Here is a 22,569-nt window from a genome sequence, read left to right as displayed (position 1 = left end):
GATTTCAATTCGAAGGCGATCAGTGCGCGGTTGCGCCCTGTGCGTCCGATTTGGCCGCGGCTGCGGCGGCGGCAGCCGCCTCTTCGGCCTCTTCGTCCCAATCGACCGGCTCGGGCTGACGCACCAGCGCGCGGGCGAGGACTTCGCGAACGTGAGTGACCGGAACGATCTCCAGCCCTTCCTTCACGTTGTCGGGGATATCCGCGAGGTCTTTTTCATTCTCCTCGGGGATGAACACCGTCTTGATCCCACCACGCAGTGCCGCGAGCAGTTTCTCTTTCAAGCCACCGATCGGCATCGCGTTGCCACGCAAGCTGACCTCGCCAGTCATGGCGATATCCTTGCGCACCGGGATTCCGGTCAACACCGAGACGATGGAGGTCACCATCGCCAGACCCGCAGAGGGCCCGTCTTTCGGCGTCGCGCCATCCGGCACGTGGACGTGGATGTCCCACTTCTCGAAGCGCGGCGGCTTGATGCCGAATTGCGGCGCGACCGAGCGGACGTAACTGGATGCCGCGTCGATCGATTCCTTCATCACGTCGCCCAGCTTACCGGTGGTCTTCATCCGGCCTTTACCCGGCAGGCGCAGAGCTTCGATCTGCAGCAAGTCGCCGCCCACGGAGGTCCAGGCGAGGCCAGTCACGACGCCCACCTGATCTTCCTTCTCGGCCAGACCGTAGCGGTGCTTCTTGACGCCCAGATATTCGCCCACCTTCGCCTCATCGACGGTGATGTGCTTGATCTGACCCTTCGACTTGATGATCTCGGTCACCGCTTTCCGGGCGAGCTTCGCGATATCGCGCTCGAGGTTCCGCACGCCCGCCTCGCGGGTGTAGTAGCGGATCACGTCGGTCAGCGCGCCATCGGTCAGTTCGAACTCGTTCTTCTTGAGCCCGTGACCCTTGATCTGCTTCGGGATCAGGTGCTGCTTGGCGATCTCGGCCTTCTCGTCCTCGGTGTAGCCGGCGAGCGGGATGATCTCCATCCGGTCCAGAAGCGGGCCCGGCATGTTGTAGGAGTTCGCCGTCGTCAGGAACATCACGTTCGAGAGGTCGTATTCCACTTCGAGATAGTGGTCCACGAAGGTCGCATTCTGCTCGGGGTCGAGCACTTCAAGCATGGCCGAAGCCGGGTCGCCACGGAAGTCCTGACCCATCTTGTCGATCTCGTCGAGCAGGATCAGCGGGTTCGTGGTTTTCGCCTTCTTCAGCGCCTGAATGATCTTGCCGGGCATCGAGCCGATATAGGTCCGACGGTGGCCGCGGATCTCGGATTCGTCGCGCACGCCGCCGAGCGAGATGCGGATGAATTCGCGCCCCGTTGCCTTGGCGACAGACCGGCCGAGCGAGGTCTTACCCACGCCGGGGGGACCCACGAGGCACATGATCGGGCCTTTCAGCTTGGCCGAGCGCGCCTGCACCGCAAGATACTCAACGATGCGTTCCTTGACCTTCTCGAGCCCGTAGTGATCGGCATCAAGCACGGCCTCCGCCTTGCTGAGGTCTTTCTTCACGCGGGATTTGGTGCCCCACGGGATCGACAGCATCCAGTCGAGATAGTTGCGCACGACGGTGGCTTCCGCCGACATCGGCGACATCGACTTGAGCTTCTTCAGCTCGGCCTCGGCCTTTTCCTTGGCCTCTTTGGAAAGCTTCGTGTTCTCGATGCGCTCTTCCAGCTCGAGGATCTCGTTCTGGCCGTCTTCGCCATCGCCGAGTTCCTTCTGAATGGCCTTCATCTGCTCATTCAGGTAGTACTCGCGCTGGGTCTTCTCCATCTGCGTTTTCACACGGGACTTGATCTTTTTCTCCACCTGGAGAACCGAGACCTCACCCTGCATGAGCCCGTAGACCCGCTCCAGCCGCTCGGAGACGTCGAGCGTTTCCAGAAGCTCCTGCTTCTGGGCCACTTCCAGCCCCAGATGGCCCGAGACGAGATCGGCCAGCTTGTCCGCTTCGGTCGCGTCGGCCACGGCCGAGAGCGCCTCTTCGGGGATGTTCTTCTTGATCTTCGCGTAGCGCTCGAATTCCTCGGCGACCGAACGCAGCAGCGCGCGGATCGTCTCCACATCGCCCTCGGTTTCGATCAGCGGCTCGGCATTCGCTTCAAAGTAGTCGTCATTCTCGACGAACTCGCTGATGCGCACGCGGCTCTTGCCCTCGACCAGAACCTTCACGGTGCCATCGGGCAGTTTCAGCAGTTGCAGCACGTTGGCGAGCACGCCAACGCGGAAAATCCCGTCTGTGTCGGGGTCGTCTTGCGACGGGTCGATCTGGCTCGCGAGCAAGATCTGACGGTCATCCGCCATCACCTCTTCGAGTGCGCGCACGGATTTCTCGCGCCCGACGAAGAGCGGCACGATCATGTGGGGGAAAACCACGATATCGCGCAACGGCAGGACCGGATGGGTGACAGAGCTAAATTCGGTCATCGGCGTTCCTCTCTTGGCAGGAGGGTCCGGCCCCGTTTTCGGCGACCACGTCCCTCCCCTGTTCGACCCAATATCTAGGAGCCGCGAAGCGTCCATTCAACTAGGCCATGTCACTCATCCGTCACAATGCGTGGCCCCGGGACAGGCCGCAAGAGGCGATCTCGCTGCCGTGAGCGGTTCGTGCGCGCGCGTGATCGAACGTGTAGCCGCTCACCGCGGCAGGATCATCTCGGCCATCAAGCCGCCAAGCCGTTCGGATCGCCCGAGTTTCAGCGACCCGCCATGGCGCCGCAGGATGTCAGCGGTGATCGAGAGGCCAAGGCCCACCCCCTGCCCGCGATCCTGATTGCGCGCCGGATCGAGCCGCGTGAAGGGCAGGATCGCCTCTTCGCGGCGTTCGGGCGGGATGCCAGGGCCGTCGTCATGCACCGCGATTCGCCATCCCGTGCGCGCGATCGAGACGCTAATCTCGGCGCGGGTGCCGTAGCGGACCGCATTGCCGATCAGGTTTGCCAGCGCGCGTTTGAGCGCATCGGGACGGAAAGTCGCCTCCTCCTCCGTGTCGCAATCGACGAGCGTCACGTCGCGGCCCATCCGCCGCATGTCTTCCACCACGCCTTCGACGAAGCCGCAGATCGGCAGCATCTCCGGCTCGCCATGCGAGGCGCCGTCGCGCGAAAAATCGAGGAAGGCATCGACAAGGCGACCCATCTCGTCGACGTCGCGCTCCATTGCGCGGACCTCGTCCGTCTCCTCCATCATCGACAGCCCGAGCCGCAGACGCGTGAGCGGTGTGCGCAGATCGTGGCTGACACCCGAGAGCATCAGCGTGCGCTGCTCGATCTGCCGCTCGATCCGGTTGCGCATGTCGAGAAAGGCGCGGCCCGCGGCGCGCACCTCCGTCGCCCCCGAGACGCGGTAATTCAGGTTGCGCCCCTTGCCGAATTCCTCCGCCGCATGGCTCAGCCTGCGGATCGGGCGCAGCTGATTGCGCAGGAAGATATAGGCGATCAGCGTCATCAGAATGGAAACAAAGACCATCAGAACGAGCAATTGGTGGGGATTCGACGCCGATACCCGGCTGCGCGCGAAGGTCACCGCCAGCGGCCCGTTCGGCGTCTCCTGCACCACCCGCACGGAGTTGGTGGTGTTGTCGAGAACGATCGAGCGAATCTGCGACAGATTGGTGCGCAGGGTCGAGATCACCACGATCCCGGTGAGATCGAAGAAGTTGCGCGTATCGCCCCGCTGCGACGCAAGATCCGTCGGCGCCGGGAATTGCGAGGTGAAGTTCAGTGTCTTGTCGAGCACGTCGAGCCGTTCGCGCGCAACCTCGGCCGTCGGCGCATTGGTCGCGACCTGATCGAGCAGCGCGATCTCGCGCACCATCCCTTCGGTCATCTGCTGCGTGACACGTTCGAAATGGCGCTGGATGAAGACGACGGATACCACCAGCTGGATCGTCACCACCGGCAGAATCAGGATCAACGCGGCCCGCCCATAAAGCCCGCGCGGCATCATCTGTTTCAGCCAGCGAAAATTCATGCCAGAACCCTAGCGATGGCCGCGACGGAGGGAAAGATGGAAGAATTGCAGCCCGGCTTGCGTCGGATCGTGGCTCCGAACCCATCCCCCATGACTTATACCGGCACCTGCACCTATGTCATTGGCACAGGCGAGGTCGCGGTGGTCGATCCCGGCCCCGCCGATCCTGCCCATCTTCAGGCGCTGCTCGACGCGCTCGCCTCCGGAGAGCGCGTCAGCCATATCCTCGTCACCCATGCCCATCTCGACCATTCCCCCGGCGCGCGGCTCTTGGCCGAGGCCACGGGCGCGCCCATCCTCGCCTTCGGCCCGCCCGAGGCAGGCCGCGCGCAGGTGATGGCGGAACTCGCAGCGCGCGGCCATGCCGGCGGCGGCGAAGGGGTCGATCACGCGTTCGACCCCGACATCCTTATCGAGGATGGCGAGACGCTGAGCCATGGCGACTGGTCGCTCACGGCGCTGCATACGCCTGGCCATTTCTGCAACCATCTGAGCTTCGCGATGGGCGATGCGCATCTGACCGGCGATGTGGTTATGGGCTGGTCCTCGACGCTGATCTCACCGCCCGACGGAGATCTGGGCGACTACTATCGCTCTCTCGCGCGCATCGAGGAACTCCGCCCGCGCATTCTCTATCCCGGCCATGGCGAGCCGGTGACCGATCCGCAAACGCTGATCGCGAGTCAGCGCGCACATCGCGACGCCCGCACCGCGCAGATCCGAAGCGCCTTGGCAGAGCGCCCCGCCACCCCGCAGACACTCACCCGCGCGATATATACTGACGTGCCCGCAGCCCTCCTGCCAGCCGCCGAACGGAATGTCTTCGCCCATCTCGTTGAAATGTCGGTACAAAACGAAGTCATCGCCGCGCCCGACCTGCGCCCGGAGGCGCTATTTTCGCTGACGTGACGAAAGCCTGAATTTTTTCGCCAGAACCCTCTGGACATCCCAATTCGAGATTCATATACACCCTCACATGTTCCGGCGTAGCTCAGCGGTAGAGCAGTTGACTGTTAATCAATTGGTCGTAGGTTCGATCCCTACCGCCGGAGCCAAATCCCCCTGATAAAACAGAGATTTGCGAGCAAGCCCCTTCGGGGGCTTTCTCGTTTTTGTTCTGGGGTAACGCTCGGGGTAACAAAAAATGCCGCCGAGTTTTGGGCATGGCGGGAAGTGCTCTAGGTTGACCGCAACCAGCGCATGAGCTCGATTTCGAAGCTCTTGAGTTCTCTGTGCTCTCCGCAGATGAAATCACGAGTGAGCGTGGGTGTTTCTGACCTGAAGAAGAGATCATCCTTTGCGTAGATTTGCGTGAGAGCGTTAACCGAGCTTGTAACGTCCGGCTCAACGTCTATCGTCTTCACCCGACACCCGAGCCCCGATCTACTGAACCGGAGGTAAGCGCAGAGATTCGGAAGAAGTGGGACCAGCGCCTCCCCACACAGGTCAGCAATCCATCTCTGCCCGACCGCGCGCCAAGAAATGGACGCATCGAGAGAAAACAGACCGTCGACAAGACCGTCAGCAAAAATGAACTCAGCATCTCTGGAAACCAATAGACGCAGATCCGCTCTATTGCATTCTTGCAGATCGATTGTTTTTGCGCTGCTCCAGGCTTGCTGAACATTTGCACGCCCGACGCGCTCGTCTTGAGGCAAACCAAATCCTACCCCCGCGAAGGACATGCGGTGCCGGTAGGCCGGGCTGCGTAGGAGAACGGAAAAACAATACGCAACGAGCGTGGCCGCCTCTTGGATATTCAAATTGAGGCTTTCTGCGCTCACCCCCGCTTCGAACAGATCGTCGCGCAATTTGCGCAGGACCACAGGGGCCTCCCGATCGACGTCGTTGAAGTCTGCCTCGAACGAATGGTTCCACGGGCTTACGCCGAAAACCATCGCATGGCCGCTTCTTATGTCTCCGAACCCTCTGTTTGGTTTCTTTTTGGGAACAACTTTAGAGGCAAACCGCCCATCGGGCCCCACCCTTGAGATAGAGCGCTCCCCGTCGACCCAAAGACGCTGAACACCGGTGGGAAACCAGTGGTCAGATGTAGCCTCCACTTCATAGGGGTGAACGCGTCCTTGAAGCCCAATCGGTTCATCCGCCAATGCGCTCTCCTTCTAACCCCGCAGATATCCACCGTGGGAAGCTATCTGATTCGGCGCTCCATTCGGGGAAATAGTTGGAAAAATTCCAAAGGTTACGCAGCGTCCGAAGGCCGAGCGAAAATCGCCCTTTCGCGAAAGTTGGAAAACTTCCAACTATTTGACACATAATGTTTTTTCTGGATCATCGAGGGTGCAAGTAGAGGAGAAAACTATGCACCCGATGAACACCGAATCCGCCGCAGAACTGTCCCAAACCACCCTCGCAGCATCGCCGACCATGGCCGATATCGCCGCCCTGCCCGGTGCTGATCCCGCCCTCGTCGCCTTCCGCACCTGGGCAAAGGCGCGCGAGGCCCTTCTCGATGATCGGCCTGAGGGTGAGCAGGAAGACGAGGCGTTCCGCGCTCTCGTCGAAACGAAGGCCTCCGGCCCCGCTGGAATTGCGGCGCTGGCTGCAGCGATCCGGGAGGTGTTCGGAGAGGAAGAGCCGGTGCTCGACGCGCTCGTCGAGCAGATCATCGCATCGGCGACTGAGCAGGCCGCAGGAGCGGCGTGAGCTACCGGTAAGCTGCGTTGCTCTTCCGATCAACAGAACAGCCGAAAGACCACGGGGACAGCCTGCATGGCTGTCCCTGCAGCGACGAAGATCAACCCCCATTTTGCGAGAGCCGATGATCGGAGAAGGCTCTTTGCGAGAGGTAAGTCCGCCCACTGCGAAGGGTCGCCGCTCGCGATCCGACTGACAGCAAGATGCCCCGCATCGTCCCTTTTGAGAATTACGCCTTTAGCGGCGACGCCAGCACCAATGAGCGTCATCACCTGACCAATCAAGGTGAACCAATCCGCGATGAATTCATTCATGTCTTCGCTATCCAAGCTTAAATGATCCGATCGAGACAGCATTCATCGCAAACCACCAGCGCGCAAGGCCTGCACGAGAACGGCATGGGCGGGGCCATGCAGCCCCGCCCGCCCGTCTGTCAGCCTCTGGGGGCCGAGAGCGCCCGCAGGCGGCACACGAGGAGCGTGAGGTGGCCTTGGCGCGCCTTCACGACGGCAGGCAAGCCTTCCTCGATCTCGGCCAGCGCCGAGGCGAGTTCATTGCTGACCTGCGCGAGCTCCAAAGCGAACGCCCGCGAGGCGTCTTCCTCCTCCTGAAGGAGCGCAACGCGGCGATGGATTTTCTTGGACTTCTTCACGCGCTCGACGGCGCGCGCTTCGGTGCGGTCCGCGTGATCTTTCATGATCGCCCGCACCGCCTTGCCGAGATCGACGCGGCCTTGGCTGACCTTGAAGAGACCGTTCCGGCCCGCGACACGAAGGGAGCTCTCGGAGCGCCCCGTGATCGCGGCCAGCTCAGTCAATGAAACGAGGCGCGGGTCTTCACCCGCGCCTCGTCCGTTTTCGTCTATGCGCATCAAACGCCGGCCTCTTTCCTTGCGGCCGCCCAGAACTCGTCCACCGCTTCGGCGCTGATCGGCTTCTCAGTAGTCGCGCCCCCTTCTCGTTCTTCCTTCGGTGCGCGGGACGGCGAAGCGGATACGACAACTTCCTTCATGACCTGCTCCCACATCTCGTCGACATTGGACGGTGCCCGTTCATCAGTCGCGGAACGGGCCCCCTCGAATTTATCCGTCGGCGAACCGAGGAGACTGATGACCTTGTCAGCGGCAAGGTCGGTCTCAAGCGCCAGGTTGAGCGCCTGCGAGACCCGCCCGCGAGCCGCATCCGACTTCATGATTTTTGAAATTCGGCTGCGCTCTCCGGATACGCCCAAAGCGTAGCCCGCCGCGCGACCATCTTGATATTCCGCGCTCTTGCTCGCGGATCCGTATTTGGTGGTCATGGATGGACCTCCTGCATTGCGAGCCGCCCCGGCCCGAGTTGGGGAAAGTTCGGCCAGCACCTCATCGAGAGACGCCACCCGGTCGGCGAGCCCGCGTTTGACCGCTTCCTCGCCAATGAAGGTCCGCGCTTGCGTCGCGCGGGCCATCTCTTCGGTCAGTCGTTCTCCGCGCCCGGTGGCAACCATGCCGACGAAGAGCGAATAGAAATACTGACACTCGGTTTGCAGATCGGCTTTCACCGCGTCCGGCAGAGGGCCGAACGGATTGCCGTCGACCTTGTGGTCACCCGAGAAAATCTGGGTGACCGAGTAGCCGTCCTGCGCGAGTTTCTTGGAGGCATCGACATGGGTCATGACGACGCCGATGCTGCCGACGATCGAGGTCGGTGAGGCGACGATCTCATCCGCCGCAGACGCAAGGCCGTAGCCCGCGCTTGCCGCCAGATCGTTGACGACGGCGATCACGCGCTTCTCGGCCGCAAGCTCTCGGATCAACTGAGCCGCCGCGAACATTCCGGTTGCTTCGCCACCGGGCGTGTCGAGATCGAGGATCACAGTGCGGATTTCCTGATCGGCGCGGGCCTCTCGGACCTGGGCGGAAATCCCCTCATAGGAGACGAGGCCAGAGTTCGATCCGATCCACGCGCCCCGGTTCACAAGGCTCCCCTCGATCGTGATGATCGCGGCGCCGTTGACGGCGCGATTGAGGCGCGAGGAGCGATCTGCGCGGCTGCGTGAGCCGATGAAGCGGCTCGCGTCGGCAGGCAACCCCGCCGAGGCTCGAGTCTTTTCCGAAAGGCGGCCTTCGAGGACGTCGAGAAGGATCGCGGCTTTGGTCGGGTGCAGGAACAGCGGGCGCCCGATGACGCGCTCCGCAATATGATGAAGCTGTGTCATGTCACATGCCCCCCGGAAGATCGGCCATGACGCCCGAGAGCGCCATGCGCATTCTATCTTCGAACTCGCGCATCACGCGGTCCATCATCGACGCGACGTCGCCGCCGCCTTGGATCACAGGAGCGAACGAGATGTGGATATCGCCGAAGCGACGCCCGCCCGCGCCGGAGCCGTTAGGATGCACGAAGCCACCGCGCGAAGGCGTGACGACCTCGGGCCCTTCCTCTCCCACGAGATACGCGCCACCGGCGCTCATTGGCCCGCCCTTGGCGCGCTTGCCGGAGAGCGGGTAACGGGTGGTCGCGGGCGCGGGCGCTTGGACCTGGGCGGAATAGGGAAGAGCGCGAAAGCTGTCCCTGAGAGCGGCAATTCGCGAAATAGCCGCGTCGATGGAGTAGGTAAGCACTTTCGGCGCAACCGACACCGAACCGAGCGCCTGTGCCGCCGCTTCCGCATCCCGGATCTTCGCCTCCAGGTCCGCAAGGCCGCCCTTCTGGGCTTCGATCTGATCGCGCAGCGGGGCGGCCATCACGTCGGTCATGGGCCCGTTTCCGAGGTTGTCGATCTCGCCCTTCAGCTCGGCAATAGTCGCACGCACGTCGGCCGCTTCGGCGCGCAAGGCCGCGACTTTCTCATTAGCGGCGTCGGCGGGGGTCTTCCCGCCCGAAGCGGCGGCGAACTCGGCGTCGACCGCGGCCTGTCGTTGGGCGGGGGTGAGCTTCGCCATCCCCGCCTCCGACCGTTTTAGCATGTCGGCTTCGGTTTTGCCGGTCGTGCGGTCGGTGTTTGCAGTCGTGGGCGTGAGGGCGACGGTCGCTGCGAGGCCGATCCCGCCCCATCGCAGAGCCCGCAGGCGGCGCGCACGGGCCGCAGTCTTCGCTTCGAGCGCAGCAAGGGCGGCGTCGGCCGTTGCGGCCCCGGCCGAGACGCTGGCCCCCATAGTCGTCGCCGCGCCACCGATCAGGCCGAGGCTGCGCGCCATCAACGAGAGTGCGCCGCCCTTCCCGAGCAGACCGACAAATTTCAGGACGCCGATCGCCCCTTTGAGCGCGACAAGCCCGCCCACTACGGAAAAGAGGCCTGCGGTGATCTGCGGGTGAGCGTCGATCATTCGGGCCATCGACTCGGCGATGGGCGCGATCTTGTCCATCATGTCGGAGAGAACCGGGATCAGCGCAGAGCCGATCGTGATCTTCAGCTTCTCCATCGTGTTGTCGAAGCGGCGAACCTTGGCGTCGAAGGTCGCATTGCGCACCTCGAATTCCTTGAACGCCGATCCGGCGTATTGCGTCTGGTCGGCCACAAGACCGATCGAAGACTTCACGAGGTCGAGGTTCGTCAGGAGCGGGCCAAGCGCCCGCGCTTCATCGCCGAAGAGGTTGGACGACGCCGCCGCCTGTGCCTCCTTCGGGAGCTTCGAAATGCGTTCGAGGACGTCGATGGTCGTTGCGACCGCGTCCTCCTGCATCCGCTTAGCGACCTTGCTCGCGTCGAGCCCCAGATCGCGGAAGGCTTGACGCTGCCGCTTGGTGGCGCTCTCGCCTTTCGTCAGGGCGCGGCCCATGTTGCGGAAGCTGGTAGCCGCGACCTCTGCTGGGGCGCCGGAGGCGATCATCGCGGACGAGAGCGCCGCGACCTCTTTCGCCGAATAACCATACTGTTTCGCGGTGGCGCCGACGCGCTTCATCACGTCGAGGATTTCGGCCGCGCTCGATGCCTGACTGTTCGACAGATGGTTCATCGCATCGGCGAGGGAAACGACCTCATCGATGGACATGCCCATCCCGGTCATCAGCTTCGCCATGCCCGCCCCGGCCTCATCGGCCGAGATATCGAACGCGGTGCCGACCTTGGCCGCAGCCTCGGTGAACTTCGTCAGGTCTTTCCCGGCGATCCCGGCTTGGCCCGCCGCCGCGGCGATCTGGGCGAGGCCATTCACTGAGATCGGAACCTGCGTCGAGAGGTCCATCAGCTGCTTTTCGAACGCCTTGTATGCTTCCGGCGTTTCGAAGTTCACGACCTTCTTGACGTCGGCCATCGAGCTTTCGAACTCGCGCGCGGCCTGCACCGGGCCGCCGATCGCCGCCTTAAGGGTATAATAGGCACCAACGCTATCGAGAATCCCCATTCTGGCCTTGGAAAGGGCGGCTTCGTTTCGCGCAATCGCGGCGTGCATCCGCTCCTGCACGGTCACGCCGCCCTTCGTGCTGTTCTGAACCGCAGTATTCACGCCACGGATGCTGCGCCCGATCTTCTTCGCCGAACCCGACACGCGGTCGATCATTTCGACGACAAGCTGAGAAACGCGACGGGTCATGGTGCGGCACTCCTAAATTTCGCGACGGCGGCGTCGACCTGGGTTTGGATGATGTCCAGTGCGTCATTGACGTCGTCGACATCGAGCGTTTCGGCAGTGGACGGAGGAAGTCCGGCGGCCACATCGATGGAAGCGCGCGCGAGCTGCATGCTTGGCGGCGAGCTCTCGCTGAGGCGTTTCAATTCCACCAACTCGGCCGCTCCGACATTCAGAACCAGTGCCCGGATCGAGTGCTCAGAGCCGTCTTCGTGCTTGACGGCGATCGGGCGGGAAAGCTTGAAGACTGTCATAGGCGCCCCTCGATCTTGTCACCCGTTTCGATCGAGGCTTTTGCCTTGCGAAGAGCGGCGTTTATGCGCTCGATGCTCGCAAGCGCCTCAGCCCGGATCAACGAGCGAACCGGGTCGCGGAATTTCATGTGGAATTTGGTGAGCTCAGCGGTGGCCGCTTCGACCACCAAGCCCATTGCGTCGAGAGCTTCAACTTGTGGGATCAGTTCGCGCTGTCTTTGGGCGATCCGAATTTCGACCTCGCGCGCCTTCGCTTCGTCGATGCGCTGACGGGTGGAAGGAACTTCCTTCGCTTTCGTCTGCTCGTCGTAAAACCGGCTAAGTCCACCCAGAACCGACACAGTGCTGTAGTGCCCCCTGCGCCGCCGCTCGAAATAGCCCTTCGCGGCCATATGCTGCACCCAACGCGCAGTGCGGCCGGTCGCCTCGACGATTTCCGAAGCGCTCAGTTCAAGCTCATTGAAGTTCATCGCTTCCTCCGCGGTTTAGCGAAAACGAAATGCGGTTTTTCGATCCAAAAAAATACAGCGCTGCCGGGAGCCGCGTGGCCCGCGGTAGGGCGGAATTTGCGGACGGTCCCTTGACCCGGGGGGGGTGCTGGAGGGGTGCCATGATCCCCCTCCAGCATTCGGACGACGGAACGGCCCGCCAAACTCGACGTCGTCCGAAACCTTTGCGAGTTCTCGCACTCGCTGGCGCATGTTCACGCATTGGCGCATGCGCGCGGTTCTCGCGGGAACTGCCGCCCACGACCCCACGATCGGAGGGATACTCAGGGAAGGACCGATCGGGGATTCCATGATGGGGTCACTTCGCCAAGACGGCGCGCGGATCGGCGTCAGCGCGGCGCACGATATCGAACCCGGCCTCTTCCGCTGCGCGAACGGCCATTTCCTCGGCGCGCTCCGCGGCGAGAAGCTCTTCCTTCAGAAGTGCGAGCTGCGACTTGCGTTCGGCCTCGCTGACTCCATCACCATCCGAATAGAGACGATCGAGGTCGCGCTTGATCATGGCTTCGATTCCATTGCGGTTGAGTGCGATCAGCAGGCCCGCGATGTCGATAGTCTGAAAGTTGGGGCGAAAGAGGTCGGCGTTCCCGGCAACCAGATGCCCCAACTGAAGCCCGGTCGAAGCCAAGCCCGAGAGATGATCCAGACCTTCGGCCACCGCGGTTTCCACCTCGGCGCGCGAAACGCTTGCCTCATCGATTTTGACACGCTGTGCTTTGATCGCCTGGACCTTCTGACGGGCAGTGTCGAGCGCTCCGAGAACATCGCCTTTTGGTTTTTTGATCTGGCTGATCATTTTCCACCTCTGACGTTGACGACCGGCAGGCCATTATCGATTTGCGCGCCGCTGTCGAACTTCAGGGGGAGCGGCAGTTTCTTCTCTTCAGCAAATTTTCGGCAGGCATCGGCGAGAGATTGCGCCGCGTTCCATTCAGCCTGCGCGGTCTTGTAGGCGTCTTCGGCCGCAGGTCTCTCGGCCTCAAGCTCCGCGATCTCTTTGCGGACCTCCTTGGCGCGCGCCTCACTCTCGACGCGCCCCCGGGGCGAACGAGACTCGCCTTCGATCGCCGCGAGATCGCGCCGCAGCGCAAAGAGCGTGGTTGCGATCCCGTTCTTGAAGTCAGAAGCCTTCATGACCGCAACATGGCGGCGCTCGGCAAGCTGCTCGATGTGTGCCAGCCGCCGCCGGCTATCGTATTCGTCGGACATGTGACCTCCTTTTCGAGATCACCCTTCCCTACCGAATCTCCGGCGGCAACGAACGTTCAAAACGCGCGATTCAACGGTTGAGAATTTTCGAGAGCCGGTTTCGCGAAAGGATCACGTTCGGCATCTTTAGTTCGGAGAGCCGGAAGAGAAGATCCGCGACCGACGCTTCCGCCAAAACGGCATCGTCCACCTCTTCGCCCTCGATGATGGCCTCTCTTTGGCGCCACAGGCGCGCCATCGCCGTGTGAAGCTTGGCCACCGTCCATTGATGCTCGGGATCGAGCCGGTCGCGGAGCTGCTGCAGAAGCGCATCACGGCACTCGATCTTCGCGGCCCGTGCGGGAGAGCATCCGCCGCGCTTCCGAGGCGGCGCGCTGGGCGACAGCAACTGGGCGAGCTCCCGTGCCGTCACTTTGTGAGCGCGGAGCAGTCGTTCGAGATCATGGTCAAGGAGGATCGCCCGGACTGGATGCATCATCGGGCCTCCGTCTCAGGATGAGGCGCGCCCAAGGGCGCCTCATCTGCCGGGACCTGTGATAATTCTTGCCCTCCAGAGTCTGGACCTTTTTTCCCGAACGTTTCGTCCCGACCAGCGTCGGAATCTATCCCTTTCCTGTTCGGCGGAACCGGCGTTCCGCCACTGAATTCGGCGTCAGTGGCGGTATTGTCGTTCCGCCCGGTGCCGGAACGGAGGTTCCGCCCGGTGCCGGAACGGAGGTTCCGCCCGCTCTTGTTCACTACGCGGCCGAAAAGGACGTAATTATTCGCCGCCTGCCCCTTCTCATTGGTTTGCTTTTCCGACCGGACGAGGCCGATATGTTCGAGGCCTCGCATCGCCTCCCGGGCCGCTCGATCGGTGACGCCAGCTTCATCGCCAATTCGCTTCATCGCAGGATTGCATTGCCCTGTTTTGCCGTTGTGATGAAAGCAGAGGACGTAGAGAACGAGCCGCTGGACCGGAGACATTTCGACCCCGCGCAGCGCCATCGCCCAGTTCATGGCCTTGATGCTCATTCCCTGGCCTCGCAGTCTTCCCAGGCCGCCACCTCAGAGAGGCGCCAAACGGATTGCCCTGAAGATGCCTTGAACGATTTCGGGAAGCCTTCCTGGTGCTGGACGGTATTCCACACTACCCGAGGGCTGACGCCATATCGGCGCGCCAGGTCGTTGGTCGACACAAGAAAATCTCGAGCGTCGCGCAGCTCAACCGAAGCTGCCGCCCGTGCTTCCGCAAGCGCCGCGACGCCTTCCATTCGATCGGGAAGGAGATCGTCCAGAGCGGCGATCAGGGCGCGGGTGCCCGAACCATAGGGCAGCGCGACGAGCCGATGCGTGACCGCGGCAGCGAAGGCCTCCGGGTTGTGGCGGGCGACTTGGCGGATCGCACTTTCCAACGCGCTGTTCATGCATCACCGCCATCCTTACCCGTGTTGGTATCGCGCTGGGCACGGCGCTCGATGAACATATTCAGGTCTGCGAGACGCCAATATCGCCGCCGGTTGATCCTGATGGGGCGCGGAAAATCGACCCGCGGGTCATTGAGCCAACGCCGAAGCGTCATCTCTACGACGCCAAATTTTGCACAGACCTCAGCGGCGGGAACGAGGTCCTGAATTCCGTTCTCTTTCTTCATGGTTCAGCTCCAACTTGTTGCTGAACTGTTGTGGAATGTTCGGTAATGTAAGTAAAAAACGCTTCTCGGAAACTTTTCCGAGTTTCATTCTTGCCAATGAATTCCGTCGGTTGAGGCGTGCAAGCCGTGCTCGTTCAGGACCTCGCGCATCATGGGGAGGAGCCACTCTCCCTCCCCGGAGCCGATTTCGCCCTCGACGACGTGGGCGACCGCGACGAGAACCGCTTTCTTGATGCTGAAGTCGTCCAGCGCGAGAAGATCCGTTAACAGCATCACGCGGACGAATTTCCGTCGCGCTTCATTTCTACTCGGTCGCGGGAACGCGGCCCGAGCGGCCGCTACCATCTGTTCGGCGGCGAGCTCCATATCACGCGCCGCTTTGAGCGCCGGTTCGGCGGCGTCAAAAGCGCCATAGGCTGCAACGTTGAGCCCTGCATCCGCTATGCCATCAAACCCGTGCGCGAGCTCCAGCAGGTCCGCCCTGATCTTCTCAGCTTTCGCACGGAACGCTCTCGCGCTGGCGGCTGCGGTTGTCGCGTCCTTTAGAGCTACCTTCGGCCGGCGAACCGAACGACGATATTGCAACACTGACTGGTCCAGCATCCATCGATCGTGTGGGCTGAATTCGGTCATCGCCTCGGCGCCAACCTCTTCCTCGATCGCGCCCCACGCCGCCTTGAGCGTTCGGCGCTCCTCCGCGGAAAGGTTCGAGCGGTCGAGGAGTTCGTCATACTGGTCGAGGAACTCGCCATACTCCATCACCGCGCCCCCTCGATCCGCACCACGTTGTCGGCCTTGCCGGTGACGATCTCCCGCACCAGCCGCGCCCATGCGTTCAAAGCTTTGCGCTTCTCGTCTGCAAAATCGTGTCGCTGGTATACCGCGACGATCCCGCCGCCCGTGCCCGAGACGTGATTCAACACGGCTTCTGTCACGCGCACGGGGATGCCGAGACGCGCCATGCCGGTTGCGGCCGTGCGGCGCAGATCGTGAAAGGTCCAATGTGGAATGTCGACGGGCTCGCCTGTCTCATGCTCGGCGACCTCGGCCATCTTCTCGGCCACATGGTTTCGGCCTTTGTGAAAGCCGCTCAGAGGCGTTTCGCCGGTTGTGGTGTAGATCAGCCCCGGCTTGCCCTTAATCCGCTCCACGCCCCCCAGAACGTCGCGCACGGCCTTGGAGAGCGGCACATCATGCGCCCGCCCGTTCTTCGTGCGCTTGGCATCCAAATGCCACAGGTCGCCGCTGGCCTCGCTATCGGTCATGCCCGCCACCTCGCCCAAGCGCTGCCCGGTGAGCAACAGGGTTTGCGTGAACGGCCCCCACGGAAAGCCCAGATCGTCGCAGGCTTGCCAGAGCCACCGGATTTCGTCGTCAGACAGCACGCGATCGCGGCTCGTTTCCTTGGCCACAGGCTTCACGCCGGTCGCCGGATTCATCGGCAGAATGTCCCGCTCCACGCACCAGTTGAGGAACTTCGAGAGATAAGCCCTAACCCGGTTCGCCGTGACCACGCGCCCGCTGTCCGCGATACCGTCGAGCAGGTCGATCACGTCGCGCTTGGTGATTTCGTGAATATCGCGATCGCCCCACTCTGCAGCGACGAAGCGGTCAAGCTCGCGTTTCACGGTCGCGCCTGATTTCAGGCTCTTGAGGTGGCGTTTCTCGTATTGATCGAGCAGGGTCTTCACCTTGTCCCGATCAGATAGTTGCGCCTCGATCCTTGCCGCCTTCGTGCGCTTCTTCTCCGCAGACGGGTCTTTGCCGTTCTCGATCTTCTCCAGCGCCTCGGTTGCCGCCGCCCGTGCATCCGCCACGCCCATCAGCGGCCAGCGACCGAGCGTCAGCTTCTTCGGTTTGCCTGCATGTCGATAGCGCAACGCCCAAGACTTCACCCCGCTGGATTGCACCACCAGGTAGAGACCGGCCAGCGCCGGATCAGGGAGTTCATATCGCTTTGCCGGGTCCGGCTTTGCGGCCTCAACGGCCTTGGTCGTAAGCGCCCTTGCCATAGTCAAATTGTCCTCTGGGGTAACACTGGGGTAACGAAAATCGATGTATGGTAGTGTTCGGCAATGTTAGTAACACTACCGAACATTACTGCCAATCTTTTTGTTTTTATTGGGAAATAATCCAAAGCGATGTTGGGGAATGTTCGGTAGTGTTGATGTGTGTTTTTAGACTGTTAATCAATTGGTCGTAGGTTCGATCCCTACCGCCGGAGCCATCTTCCCCTCCAGGGTGTTGATTTAGCTACAAAAAGCCTTTCATGGCTTCGTAGGTGTGGCATACGGGTGTTCCATCACCCGCGTTTTGCGTAGGTCCGTCCGAAACAAGGACGACGCAAGACCATGCACGGCCAACCTCATCTCTCCCGTCGCGGCACCGCCTATCAATGGCGCCGTCGGATCCGGGTGTTTTCCACAAAATTCGTCGACCTGAAGCTCTCCTTGGGGACGACGGATCGCCGTGTTGCGATTATCTTAGCCCGTAAGATTAGTGCGGAGAGCGACACATTCATGGATGGCATCATCAGGACCGAGATCTCGCCTCAGGAGGCGCGCGCCTGGCTGGCGGATGTAATCAAGCGCGAGCGGGCGAAGATCGAAAAGCTGCAATTGCTGCGCCGGTTCGACTCCCTCGATCCGCTCGATGATTTGCGCCAAAACGAGGCCGCGCGGGACGCTTGGGCATATCTGGCACGGTCGGGATTGAATGCTGAGGCACCCGAAGGTGCTTCTGATCTGTTGAGGTCGACGATCGACCTGTATCGCCGCGACCTTGCCAGCGATAGCCGCAGGCGTATCATCGCAAGGGAGTTTCAGGATCTGACCGGGCGTCCGGCAAGTTCTGCCTTTGAGGTGGTGACCCTCATGAGCCTACTGATTTCTGGCAAGCGGGCCGCGTGGGCCGGCAACGATACAGCTCTTGAGCCGATCGAGGCCCTGGCCGATGACTTGGCCGCCCAGACACCGTCCGACCTGCTGGGGCCCGAACCGCATTGCGCGGCGCCTAATTTCCCTTCAGAAAATGCGGCGCGAACGCCCTCTGTGGTGTCGCAGCCTGCCCAAGACCCTGCTCTTGATCCCTCGCTCGACGGTGTGATCGAGCGCTTGATCACGATGAAACGCGAGGAAGGTATCGAAGAGAAGACGCTGCGCCAATATCGTAGTTTTGGCGATTTGTTTACGCTTCTCACCGGGATCACGGATATCCGGCGGGTCCGCCAGGCTGATGCGACCGCCTTCCGTGCCGCGCTCTTGAAAATTCCGAAAAGCTGGGGGAAGAGCCCGAAGGATCGCACCGCGACCCGCGACGAGGTTATGGCGCGTGCTGCCGCCCTGCCCGCCGATCAGGTGGGCCTCTCGACCGGCACGATCAATCGGCACCTCGATCATCTCGGTCAGGTCGCGACCTGGGCCGCCGATGAGGGCTTCTTGATCGACCCACGCCTCGATCCGAGCAAGCTGCGCCGTAAAGAAACTGTGCGCGAGAGCGAGAAGAAGGATGCATTCACCCCACTCCAACTCGAGGCGCTGTTCCAAAACCCGGTCTGGACGGGCTCTGAGACAGAATACTTCCAGACACGTCCGGGCAAGACGATCTATCGCAACGGCATCTATTGGTGCCCTCTGATCGGCGCGGTTACCGGGGCACGGCGCGAAGAGATCGCAGGCTTGTCGCCCGAGGACATCATCGAGGTCGACGGCATTCCTTGCATTTCTATCCGTGAGACCGAGCAGCGCCGTGTCAAAACGCTCTCCTCTTGTCGCACCGTGCCGATCCATGTGCGCCTGATCGAGCTCGGGTTTCTCGACCATGTGACGAAGATGAAGCGTGCCGGGCACCCTGATCTGTTTCCGGACCTTCGGGAACCGAAGAGTGGCAAGCACGGCAAGAAACTCGGGCGTCGGATGAGACAAATCATCGATGATACGCTGGGTGCCGATGGCGCGGCGCTATCTTTCCACAGCTTCCGCCACTACGTTCAGAACGCGCTCGAACACGCGGCAATCGACGATAAGATCATTCGCGACATCGTGGGCCATGAAGGGCGCGATATTCACGAGAAGACTTACCACAAGCCGACCCCACCCAACCTGATGCGCCCGGCAATCGATGCTCTGCCACTTTGGGTTTGACGGGGATGTGCCAGACGTTTTTTTAGGCGGAAGGCGGACTTTCGCTGCGCTTGGAGCGGGTTTCCGGTTTGGGCCGAAATCATTCTTCTGTCACCGATAGTTCGTCGAGCTTGCGCTGAGCTAGCTGGTGGAGCTCCCAACTCGACATGCCGCCGGCCCAGAGCCAGACCAAAGCAACGATGAGGTTCTTCCACTGAAATGTGTTAAGCAGTGCAAAAGCGGGTCCGAAACCTCCGATGCCAAAGAATATTAGAGCAAGCCCGTTCAGATAGGCAGCGCGCAGCTTTATCTTCTCTCGTTTCGCTTCGGTCATGTCTGGTCTCCATCATTGCGAAAAGAATGCACGGGCTTGCCCTTAATGGAAGACTTTCCGTCGCCTCGAAAGAACGCACCTTTTCGACGACCGCGCAGAGCGCTTGCCCATGCGAGCTCGGAGTGACGACTGCGACCTAGGACCGGCCTTTCGCGGTGGCTGTCGCGAACGGCAGCTTTGGGCCGTGAGCGCTACCCGCTTGGGGTCCCCGCCTATCGTCGGACCCGTTCGCGTGCTTTCCGCGTTGCTGCCAGGCTGACATGATAGGCTGATCAAGAGGAAAAGATGGAGTGGCTCGTCGATCACCACCGAGTGGTGGGCATCGCCGTGCAGCTCGTTACAAGATTTGTGTGGGGGGCATATCTACAGCGCATGCTTCAGAATTTCCGGCGCGAGCGGCGCTCGAAACTGCTGATGAGGCGGCCGAATTTGTCTGCTCCTTCAGAGTCGGCGCAGACCCTACACTACTTGAGGAATTTGCGACAGGGCAGGTCACCGGATCAAGACACTTTGGCGGAATACCCACCGGTCCGCTCGTGAATATGCAGCCTTCCTATTCTTTCCCTGTATCCGGCGCACTAAGTCATGGCGAAACGTCTACTTAGGCGAGCACAACTTTGGGACAGAAATAGAAATGTTGCATGACCTCCTCCTCGTGGCTGCCGGCCTTGTTCTTCTTTTTGTCGGCGGCGAAGGGCTCGTGCGCGGCTCCGTCGCAATTGCCGAGCGCCTCGGCATCTCAAAGCTTTTAATCGGTCTGATCATCGTCGGTTTCGGCACGTCGACACCGGAACTGCTTGTTTCCGTGAACGCAGCCATAGACGGCGCGCCCGAGATTGCTTTGGGTAACGTCGTAGGCTCGAACATCGCGAACATTCTGCTCATTGTCGGCGTGGCAGCAGTTATCACACCGATCCTCGGTTGGGCGCGAACAGCTGTGCGCGAGGCGCTGGTTGCAACACTTGTTTCGCTGGCGGCCTACGCTCTTGTCCAGGGTGAAATCATCACTCAGATCGAAGGTATCGCAATGCTTCTCGTCCTCGCAGGTTACCTCTTTTCCAGCTACTGGCTGGAAAAACGCAACCGCCAGGCAACGGCATTTCGACATGAAGCTGAGGAGTTCGAAGACATTCCGCTACCGCGACCTTGGCTTGCGCCGCTCTTGGTCATTATTGGCATTGCCGCTCTCGTGTTCGGAGCGGACTTACTGGTCGAAGGGGCAGTAAACTTCGCCCGCGAGTTCGGGGTGCCCGACGCGGTAATCGGTCTATCGCTCGTGGCCATCGGAACGTCGCTTCCCGAGCTAGCCACCAGTATAGTCGCGGCGATCCGGCGTCACCCCGATGTGGTGCTCGGCAATGTAATCGGCTCGAACATCTTCAACATCGTCGCGATCCTCGGCGTCACGGTCGTGATCCAGCCGATCGAAGTCAGCACGCGCTTTCGCGAGATCGACACGCCAGTCATGCTGGCATCGTCTCTCATACTGCTGGGCTTACTGTTCGCTACTAAGAAGATTGGACGCCTGTGGGGTGCGCTGATGTTGGCCGCCTATGCAGCATATATGGTGCTCTTGTTTTCTAACGGGATTGCGAGCTAACTTTTCTATAAGCGGGACGTTCGTTCGTCCACGACATTGGAATAGAGATCGCCCGGTCAACGGCCGCGGCTCAAAGCGGAGACCACGGTGCTCGCCGTAGACGAGCCATTGCGTCTCTTCGTCAGCTTCTATGCGGTCGACGCGGAGGGCGACGTCTGCGATCCGGAGCTTGCCCGACTGGCCCGGCCGCTCGCCCTGCTGCATTTCGAGCGCGCCCTCGAAACCGGCGTCCCGGCCCCGCTTACGGTGCTTAGCTACTGCGAGCTCGCCGTCTGCCTTGGTATCCTCTCTGGCCGCAAATTCGAGGCTATCGTGCTGGAGCTCGGCATCACCCACTCCACAGTGATTACCTACCGCAAGCGCGCCTATGGCAAGCTGGGTACTCCTCCCGCACAGGCCTGTTCGCAATTCGCGCGGGATAGAACTAGACGTTCAGTGCGAAACAGCATGGCTGCCCGCGCAGCGCGGCGGGCCGCGGTGCCGCAAGGCTGATCGCGTGACGATTGTCGCTCGCTGACCATCGATACTGGATCGACGGAACCGAGGGTCGCACCTGAATATGACTGACTTGATACGAAGATCATTGCGCGATCGGGCCTGAGCCTATAACAAGTATTTCTGATGCTTGTTTGTTGGAGGCACCATATGCGCCTGACCAGTTTCACAGATTTCGGACTCCGAGCGCTGATGCGGATGGCCAGCGCGCCGGAGCGTGCCTTCTCGACAGCCGAGATCGCCGATGAGTTCGGTATCTCTCGTCACCACCTGAATAAGGTCATTCAGCGCCTGGCCCGGCACGGCTTCGTGACCACGCGGCGCGGGACCGGTGGCGGCGCAATGCTCGGCCGCCCCGCCCACGAGATCGTTCTTGGAGACCTCGTGCGGCTTCTCGAGCAGGACCAGGCCATTGTCGAATGTTTTTCGCCTGACGGCGCGTGCTGCATTACCCCCGTCTGCGGCCTGAAGGGTAGACTCCGCGCCGCAGAGACCGCGTTTTTGGCAGAACTCGATCGTTCGACGCTGGCAGACATCGCCTTGCCGGCCACTGTTCCATCTGCGGTCTGAAAGGAGATAGCGATGCGTAACGTGTCTTTCACCACTGAGGGTTTCACGGTCGACGCAGAACTCGTTGGACGCGCTTTCGGCCTCCCACCATCCGATGTTCTCGCGAAACTCCGCGACGGCGAGGTCACAAGCAAATGCGAGGCCGGTGTCGACGAAGATGCCGGGCGGTGGCGGCTGACCTTCTACTTTGGCGGTCGCGCTCTACGCCTCGTTGTCGATGAGAACGGCACGATCCTGTCACGCGGCACTTTTCCCTCACACGCACCCGTTGCGGCTCCGCGCGACCTCGCAACGACACATTCGAAGTCCTGACCAGCGATTTCCCGCGGGAAAGAAGCACGACGATCTGTCCCTCGCTCCCCCGCAAGCTCCGCTTCTTGTTGCAGGCGGCGAGTAGCCTAGCGGGACACCGTGCTGAAGGCGCGCTCCTCCATCAGACGCGCCGTGTTCAGGAGGCGCGCGAATAGCGCACCCCCTCGGGCACGTACTGATCGAGAACCGAAGCGATCATCCGTGTTAACGGTCGACCTTCCTGTGCAATGCTGATGCGCTTTCCCGTAAGCCTTGCGAATGGCGCGAAGCGCGTGGCCATTTCCGTCAGGCACGGTAGCAGCTTCTGGGCATCGGTGCCGAACTCCTGGCTCAAATCGTCAAGATC

Annotated in this window: 25 protein-coding genes, 1 tRNA gene and 1 pseudogene; 8 read left to right on the top strand and 19 right to left on the bottom strand. The window is 61.5% G+C overall.

Features of this window, described 5'->3' with window-relative positions:
• Window positions 1–19: 19 nt before the first annotated feature.
• Together lon and B6V73_RS00135 are read right to left on the bottom strand one after the other, a co-directional pair.
• Entirely contained in the window at window positions 20–2,434 is a 2,415-nt protein-coding gene (lon, locus tag B6V73_RS00140) for an endopeptidase La (protein WP_075774719.1), read from the bottom strand.
• A 210-nt stretch (window positions 2,435–2,644) separates the two neighbouring features.
• Window positions 2,645–3,979: an ATP-binding protein gene (locus B6V73_RS00135; RefSeq protein ID WP_088724214.1), complete on the bottom strand. Its 1,335-nt coding sequence runs from the start codon at window positions 3,977–3,979 to the stop codon at window positions 2,645–2,647.
• A 36-nt stretch (window positions 3,980–4,015) separates the two neighbouring features.
• Here B6V73_RS00135 and B6V73_RS00130 point away from each other — a divergent pair, with 36 nt between their 5' ends.
• Window positions 4,016–4,888, top strand: a complete 873-nt coding sequence (locus B6V73_RS00130) for an MBL fold metallo-hydrolase (protein WP_240504076.1) — start codon at window positions 4,016–4,018, stop codon at window positions 4,886–4,888.
• Between the two features lie 71 nt (window positions 4,889–4,959).
• A tRNA-Asn gene (locus tag B6V73_RS00125) sits at window positions 4,960–5,034 on the top strand.
• Between the two features lie 123 nt (window positions 5,035–5,157).
• Here B6V73_RS00125 and B6V73_RS00120 read toward each other — a convergent pair.
• On the bottom strand, window positions 5,158–6,090 hold the full coding sequence (locus B6V73_RS00120) for a hypothetical protein (protein ID WP_143597845.1): 933 nt from the start codon (window positions 6,088–6,090) through the stop codon (window positions 5,158–5,160).
• Window positions 6,091–6,301: 211 nt separating this feature from the next.
• Here B6V73_RS00120 and B6V73_RS00115 point away from each other — a divergent pair, with 211 nt between their 5' ends.
• The gene (locus B6V73_RS00115; protein WP_088724211.1) at window positions 6,302–6,646 is read left to right on the top strand and encodes a hypothetical protein; all 345 of its coding nucleotides are present in this window, start codon (window positions 6,302–6,304) and stop codon (window positions 6,644–6,646) included.
• A gap of 29 nt (window positions 6,647–6,675) precedes the next feature.
• Here the strand turns inward: B6V73_RS00115 and B6V73_RS00110 are convergent, their stop codons facing one another.
• From B6V73_RS00110 to B6V73_RS00045, 14 genes are all read right to left on the bottom strand, one after another.
• Window positions 6,676–6,951, bottom strand: coding sequence for a hypothetical protein (locus tag B6V73_RS00110; RefSeq protein WP_088724210.1), 276 nt, complete (start codon window positions 6,949–6,951; stop codon window positions 6,676–6,678).
• 119 nt (window positions 6,952–7,070) lie between these two features.
• Window positions 7,071–7,508, bottom strand: a complete 438-nt coding sequence (locus B6V73_RS00105; RefSeq protein WP_088724209.1) for a hypothetical protein — start codon at window positions 7,506–7,508, stop codon at window positions 7,071–7,073.
• Complete coding sequence (locus tag B6V73_RS00100; RefSeq protein WP_088724208.1) at window positions 7,508–8,833, bottom strand: S49 family peptidase; 1,326 nt, start codon at window positions 8,831–8,833, stop codon at window positions 7,508–7,510. The genes B6V73_RS00105 and B6V73_RS00100 overlap by 1 nt, the downstream gene beginning before the upstream one ends.
• Before the next feature lies 1 nt (window position 8,834).
• Window positions 8,835–11,150 carry a phage tail tape measure protein gene (locus B6V73_RS00095; RefSeq protein WP_088724207.1) on the bottom strand — a complete coding sequence of 772 codons (2,316 nt, stop codon included), beginning with the start codon at window positions 11,148–11,150 and terminating at the stop codon, window positions 8,835–8,837.
• Entirely contained in the window at window positions 11,147–11,440 is a 294-nt protein-coding gene (locus B6V73_RS00090; protein ID WP_088724206.1) for a hypothetical protein, read from the bottom strand. The genes B6V73_RS00095 and B6V73_RS00090 overlap by 4 nt, the downstream gene beginning before the upstream one ends.
• Window positions 11,437–11,910 (bottom strand): hypothetical protein, encoded by a 474-nt coding sequence (locus B6V73_RS00085; protein ID WP_088724205.1) that lies wholly within the window; start codon window positions 11,908–11,910, stop codon window positions 11,437–11,439. Before B6V73_RS00085 ends, B6V73_RS00090 begins: the two co-directional genes overlap by 4 nt.
• Window positions 11,911–12,247: 337 nt before the next feature.
• Window positions 12,248–12,745: a hypothetical protein gene (locus tag B6V73_RS00080; RefSeq protein ID WP_088724204.1), complete on the bottom strand. Its 498-nt coding sequence runs from the start codon at window positions 12,743–12,745 to the stop codon at window positions 12,248–12,250.
• Window positions 12,742–13,158, bottom strand: coding sequence for a hypothetical protein (locus tag B6V73_RS00075; RefSeq protein ID WP_088724203.1), 417 nt, complete (start codon window positions 13,156–13,158; stop codon window positions 12,742–12,744). The genes B6V73_RS00080 and B6V73_RS00075 overlap by 4 nt, the downstream gene beginning before the upstream one ends.
• 70 nt (window positions 13,159–13,228) lie before the next feature.
• Window positions 13,229–13,636: a hypothetical protein gene (locus B6V73_RS00070; protein WP_088724202.1), complete on the bottom strand. Its 408-nt coding sequence runs from the start codon at window positions 13,634–13,636 to the stop codon at window positions 13,229–13,231.
• Window positions 13,633–14,172 carry a helix-turn-helix domain-containing protein gene (locus B6V73_RS00065; protein WP_088724201.1) on the bottom strand — a complete coding sequence of 180 codons (540 nt, stop codon included), beginning with the start codon at window positions 14,170–14,172 and terminating at the stop codon, window positions 13,633–13,635. Before B6V73_RS00065 ends, B6V73_RS00070 begins: the two co-directional genes overlap by 4 nt.
• Complete coding sequence (locus tag B6V73_RS00060; RefSeq protein WP_088724200.1) at window positions 14,169–14,564, bottom strand: hypothetical protein; 396 nt, start codon at window positions 14,562–14,564, stop codon at window positions 14,169–14,171. Before B6V73_RS00060 ends, B6V73_RS00065 begins: the two co-directional genes overlap by 4 nt.
• Window positions 14,561–14,791, bottom strand: coding sequence for a transcriptional regulator (locus B6V73_RS00055; protein ID WP_088724199.1), 231 nt, complete (start codon window positions 14,789–14,791; stop codon window positions 14,561–14,563). The genes B6V73_RS00060 and B6V73_RS00055 overlap by 4 nt, the downstream gene beginning before the upstream one ends.
• Before the next feature lie 84 nt (window positions 14,792–14,875).
• A complete protein-coding gene (locus B6V73_RS00050) occupies window positions 14,876–15,550 on the bottom strand; it encodes a hypothetical protein (protein ID WP_088724198.1) in 675 nt (224 codons plus the stop codon).
• A complete protein-coding gene (locus tag B6V73_RS00045) occupies window positions 15,550–16,803 on the bottom strand; it encodes a site-specific integrase (RefSeq protein ID WP_088724197.1) in 1,254 nt (417 codons plus the stop codon). Before B6V73_RS00045 ends, B6V73_RS00050 begins: the two co-directional genes overlap by 1 nt.
• 339 nt (window positions 16,804–17,142) lie before the next feature.
• On the opposite strand from B6V73_RS00045, the gene B6V73_RS00040 reads away from it, so the two are divergent.
• Window positions 17,143–18,933: a site-specific integrase gene (locus tag B6V73_RS00040; RefSeq protein WP_088724196.1), complete on the top strand. Its 1,791-nt coding sequence runs from the start codon at window positions 17,143–17,145 to the stop codon at window positions 18,931–18,933.
• 79 nt (window positions 18,934–19,012) lie between these two features.
• Here the strand turns inward: B6V73_RS00040 and B6V73_RS00035 are convergent, their stop codons facing one another.
• A complete protein-coding gene (locus tag B6V73_RS00035; protein ID WP_088724195.1) occupies window positions 19,013–19,246 on the bottom strand; it encodes a hypothetical protein in 234 nt (77 codons plus the stop codon).
• A gap of 634 nt (window positions 19,247–19,880) precedes the next feature.
• On the opposite strand from B6V73_RS00035, the gene B6V73_RS00025 reads away from it, so the two are divergent.
• The 4 genes from B6V73_RS00025 to B6V73_RS00010 all read left to right on the top strand — a co-directional run bounded on the left by B6V73_RS00025 (window position 19,881) and on the right by B6V73_RS00010 (window position 22,223).
• Entirely contained in the window at window positions 19,881–20,846 is a 966-nt protein-coding gene (locus tag B6V73_RS00025) for a calcium/sodium antiporter (protein WP_088724193.1), read from the top strand.
• An 87-nt stretch (window positions 20,847–20,933) separates the two neighbouring features.
• A complete protein-coding gene (locus B6V73_RS00020; protein WP_088724192.1) occupies window positions 20,934–21,338 on the top strand; it encodes a hypothetical protein in 405 nt (134 codons plus the stop codon).
• Window positions 21,339–21,491: 153 nt separating this feature from the next.
• Window positions 21,492–21,911 (top strand): Rrf2 family transcriptional regulator, encoded by a 420-nt coding sequence (locus B6V73_RS00015; RefSeq protein WP_088724191.1) that lies wholly within the window; start codon window positions 21,492–21,494, stop codon window positions 21,909–21,911.
• Between the two features lie 12 nt (window positions 21,912–21,923).
• The gene (locus B6V73_RS00010) at window positions 21,924–22,223 is read left to right on the top strand and encodes a DUF6522 family protein (protein ID WP_088724190.1); all 300 of its coding nucleotides are present in this window, start codon (window positions 21,924–21,926) and stop codon (window positions 22,221–22,223) included.
• Window positions 22,224–22,359: 136 nt separating this feature from the next.
• On the opposite strand, the pseudogene B6V73_RS00005 reads toward B6V73_RS00010, so the two are convergent.
• Window positions 22,360–22,569, bottom strand: a pseudogene (locus tag B6V73_RS00005) (coproporphyrinogen III oxidase); the annotation flags it as partial.

It is taken from the genome of Thioclava sp. JM3 (assembly GCF_002213185.1).
GTDB lineage: Bacteria > Pseudomonadota > Alphaproteobacteria > Rhodobacterales > Rhodobacteraceae > Thioclava > Thioclava nitratireducens.
This window is presented reverse-complemented; position numbering and strand designations above follow the sequence as displayed.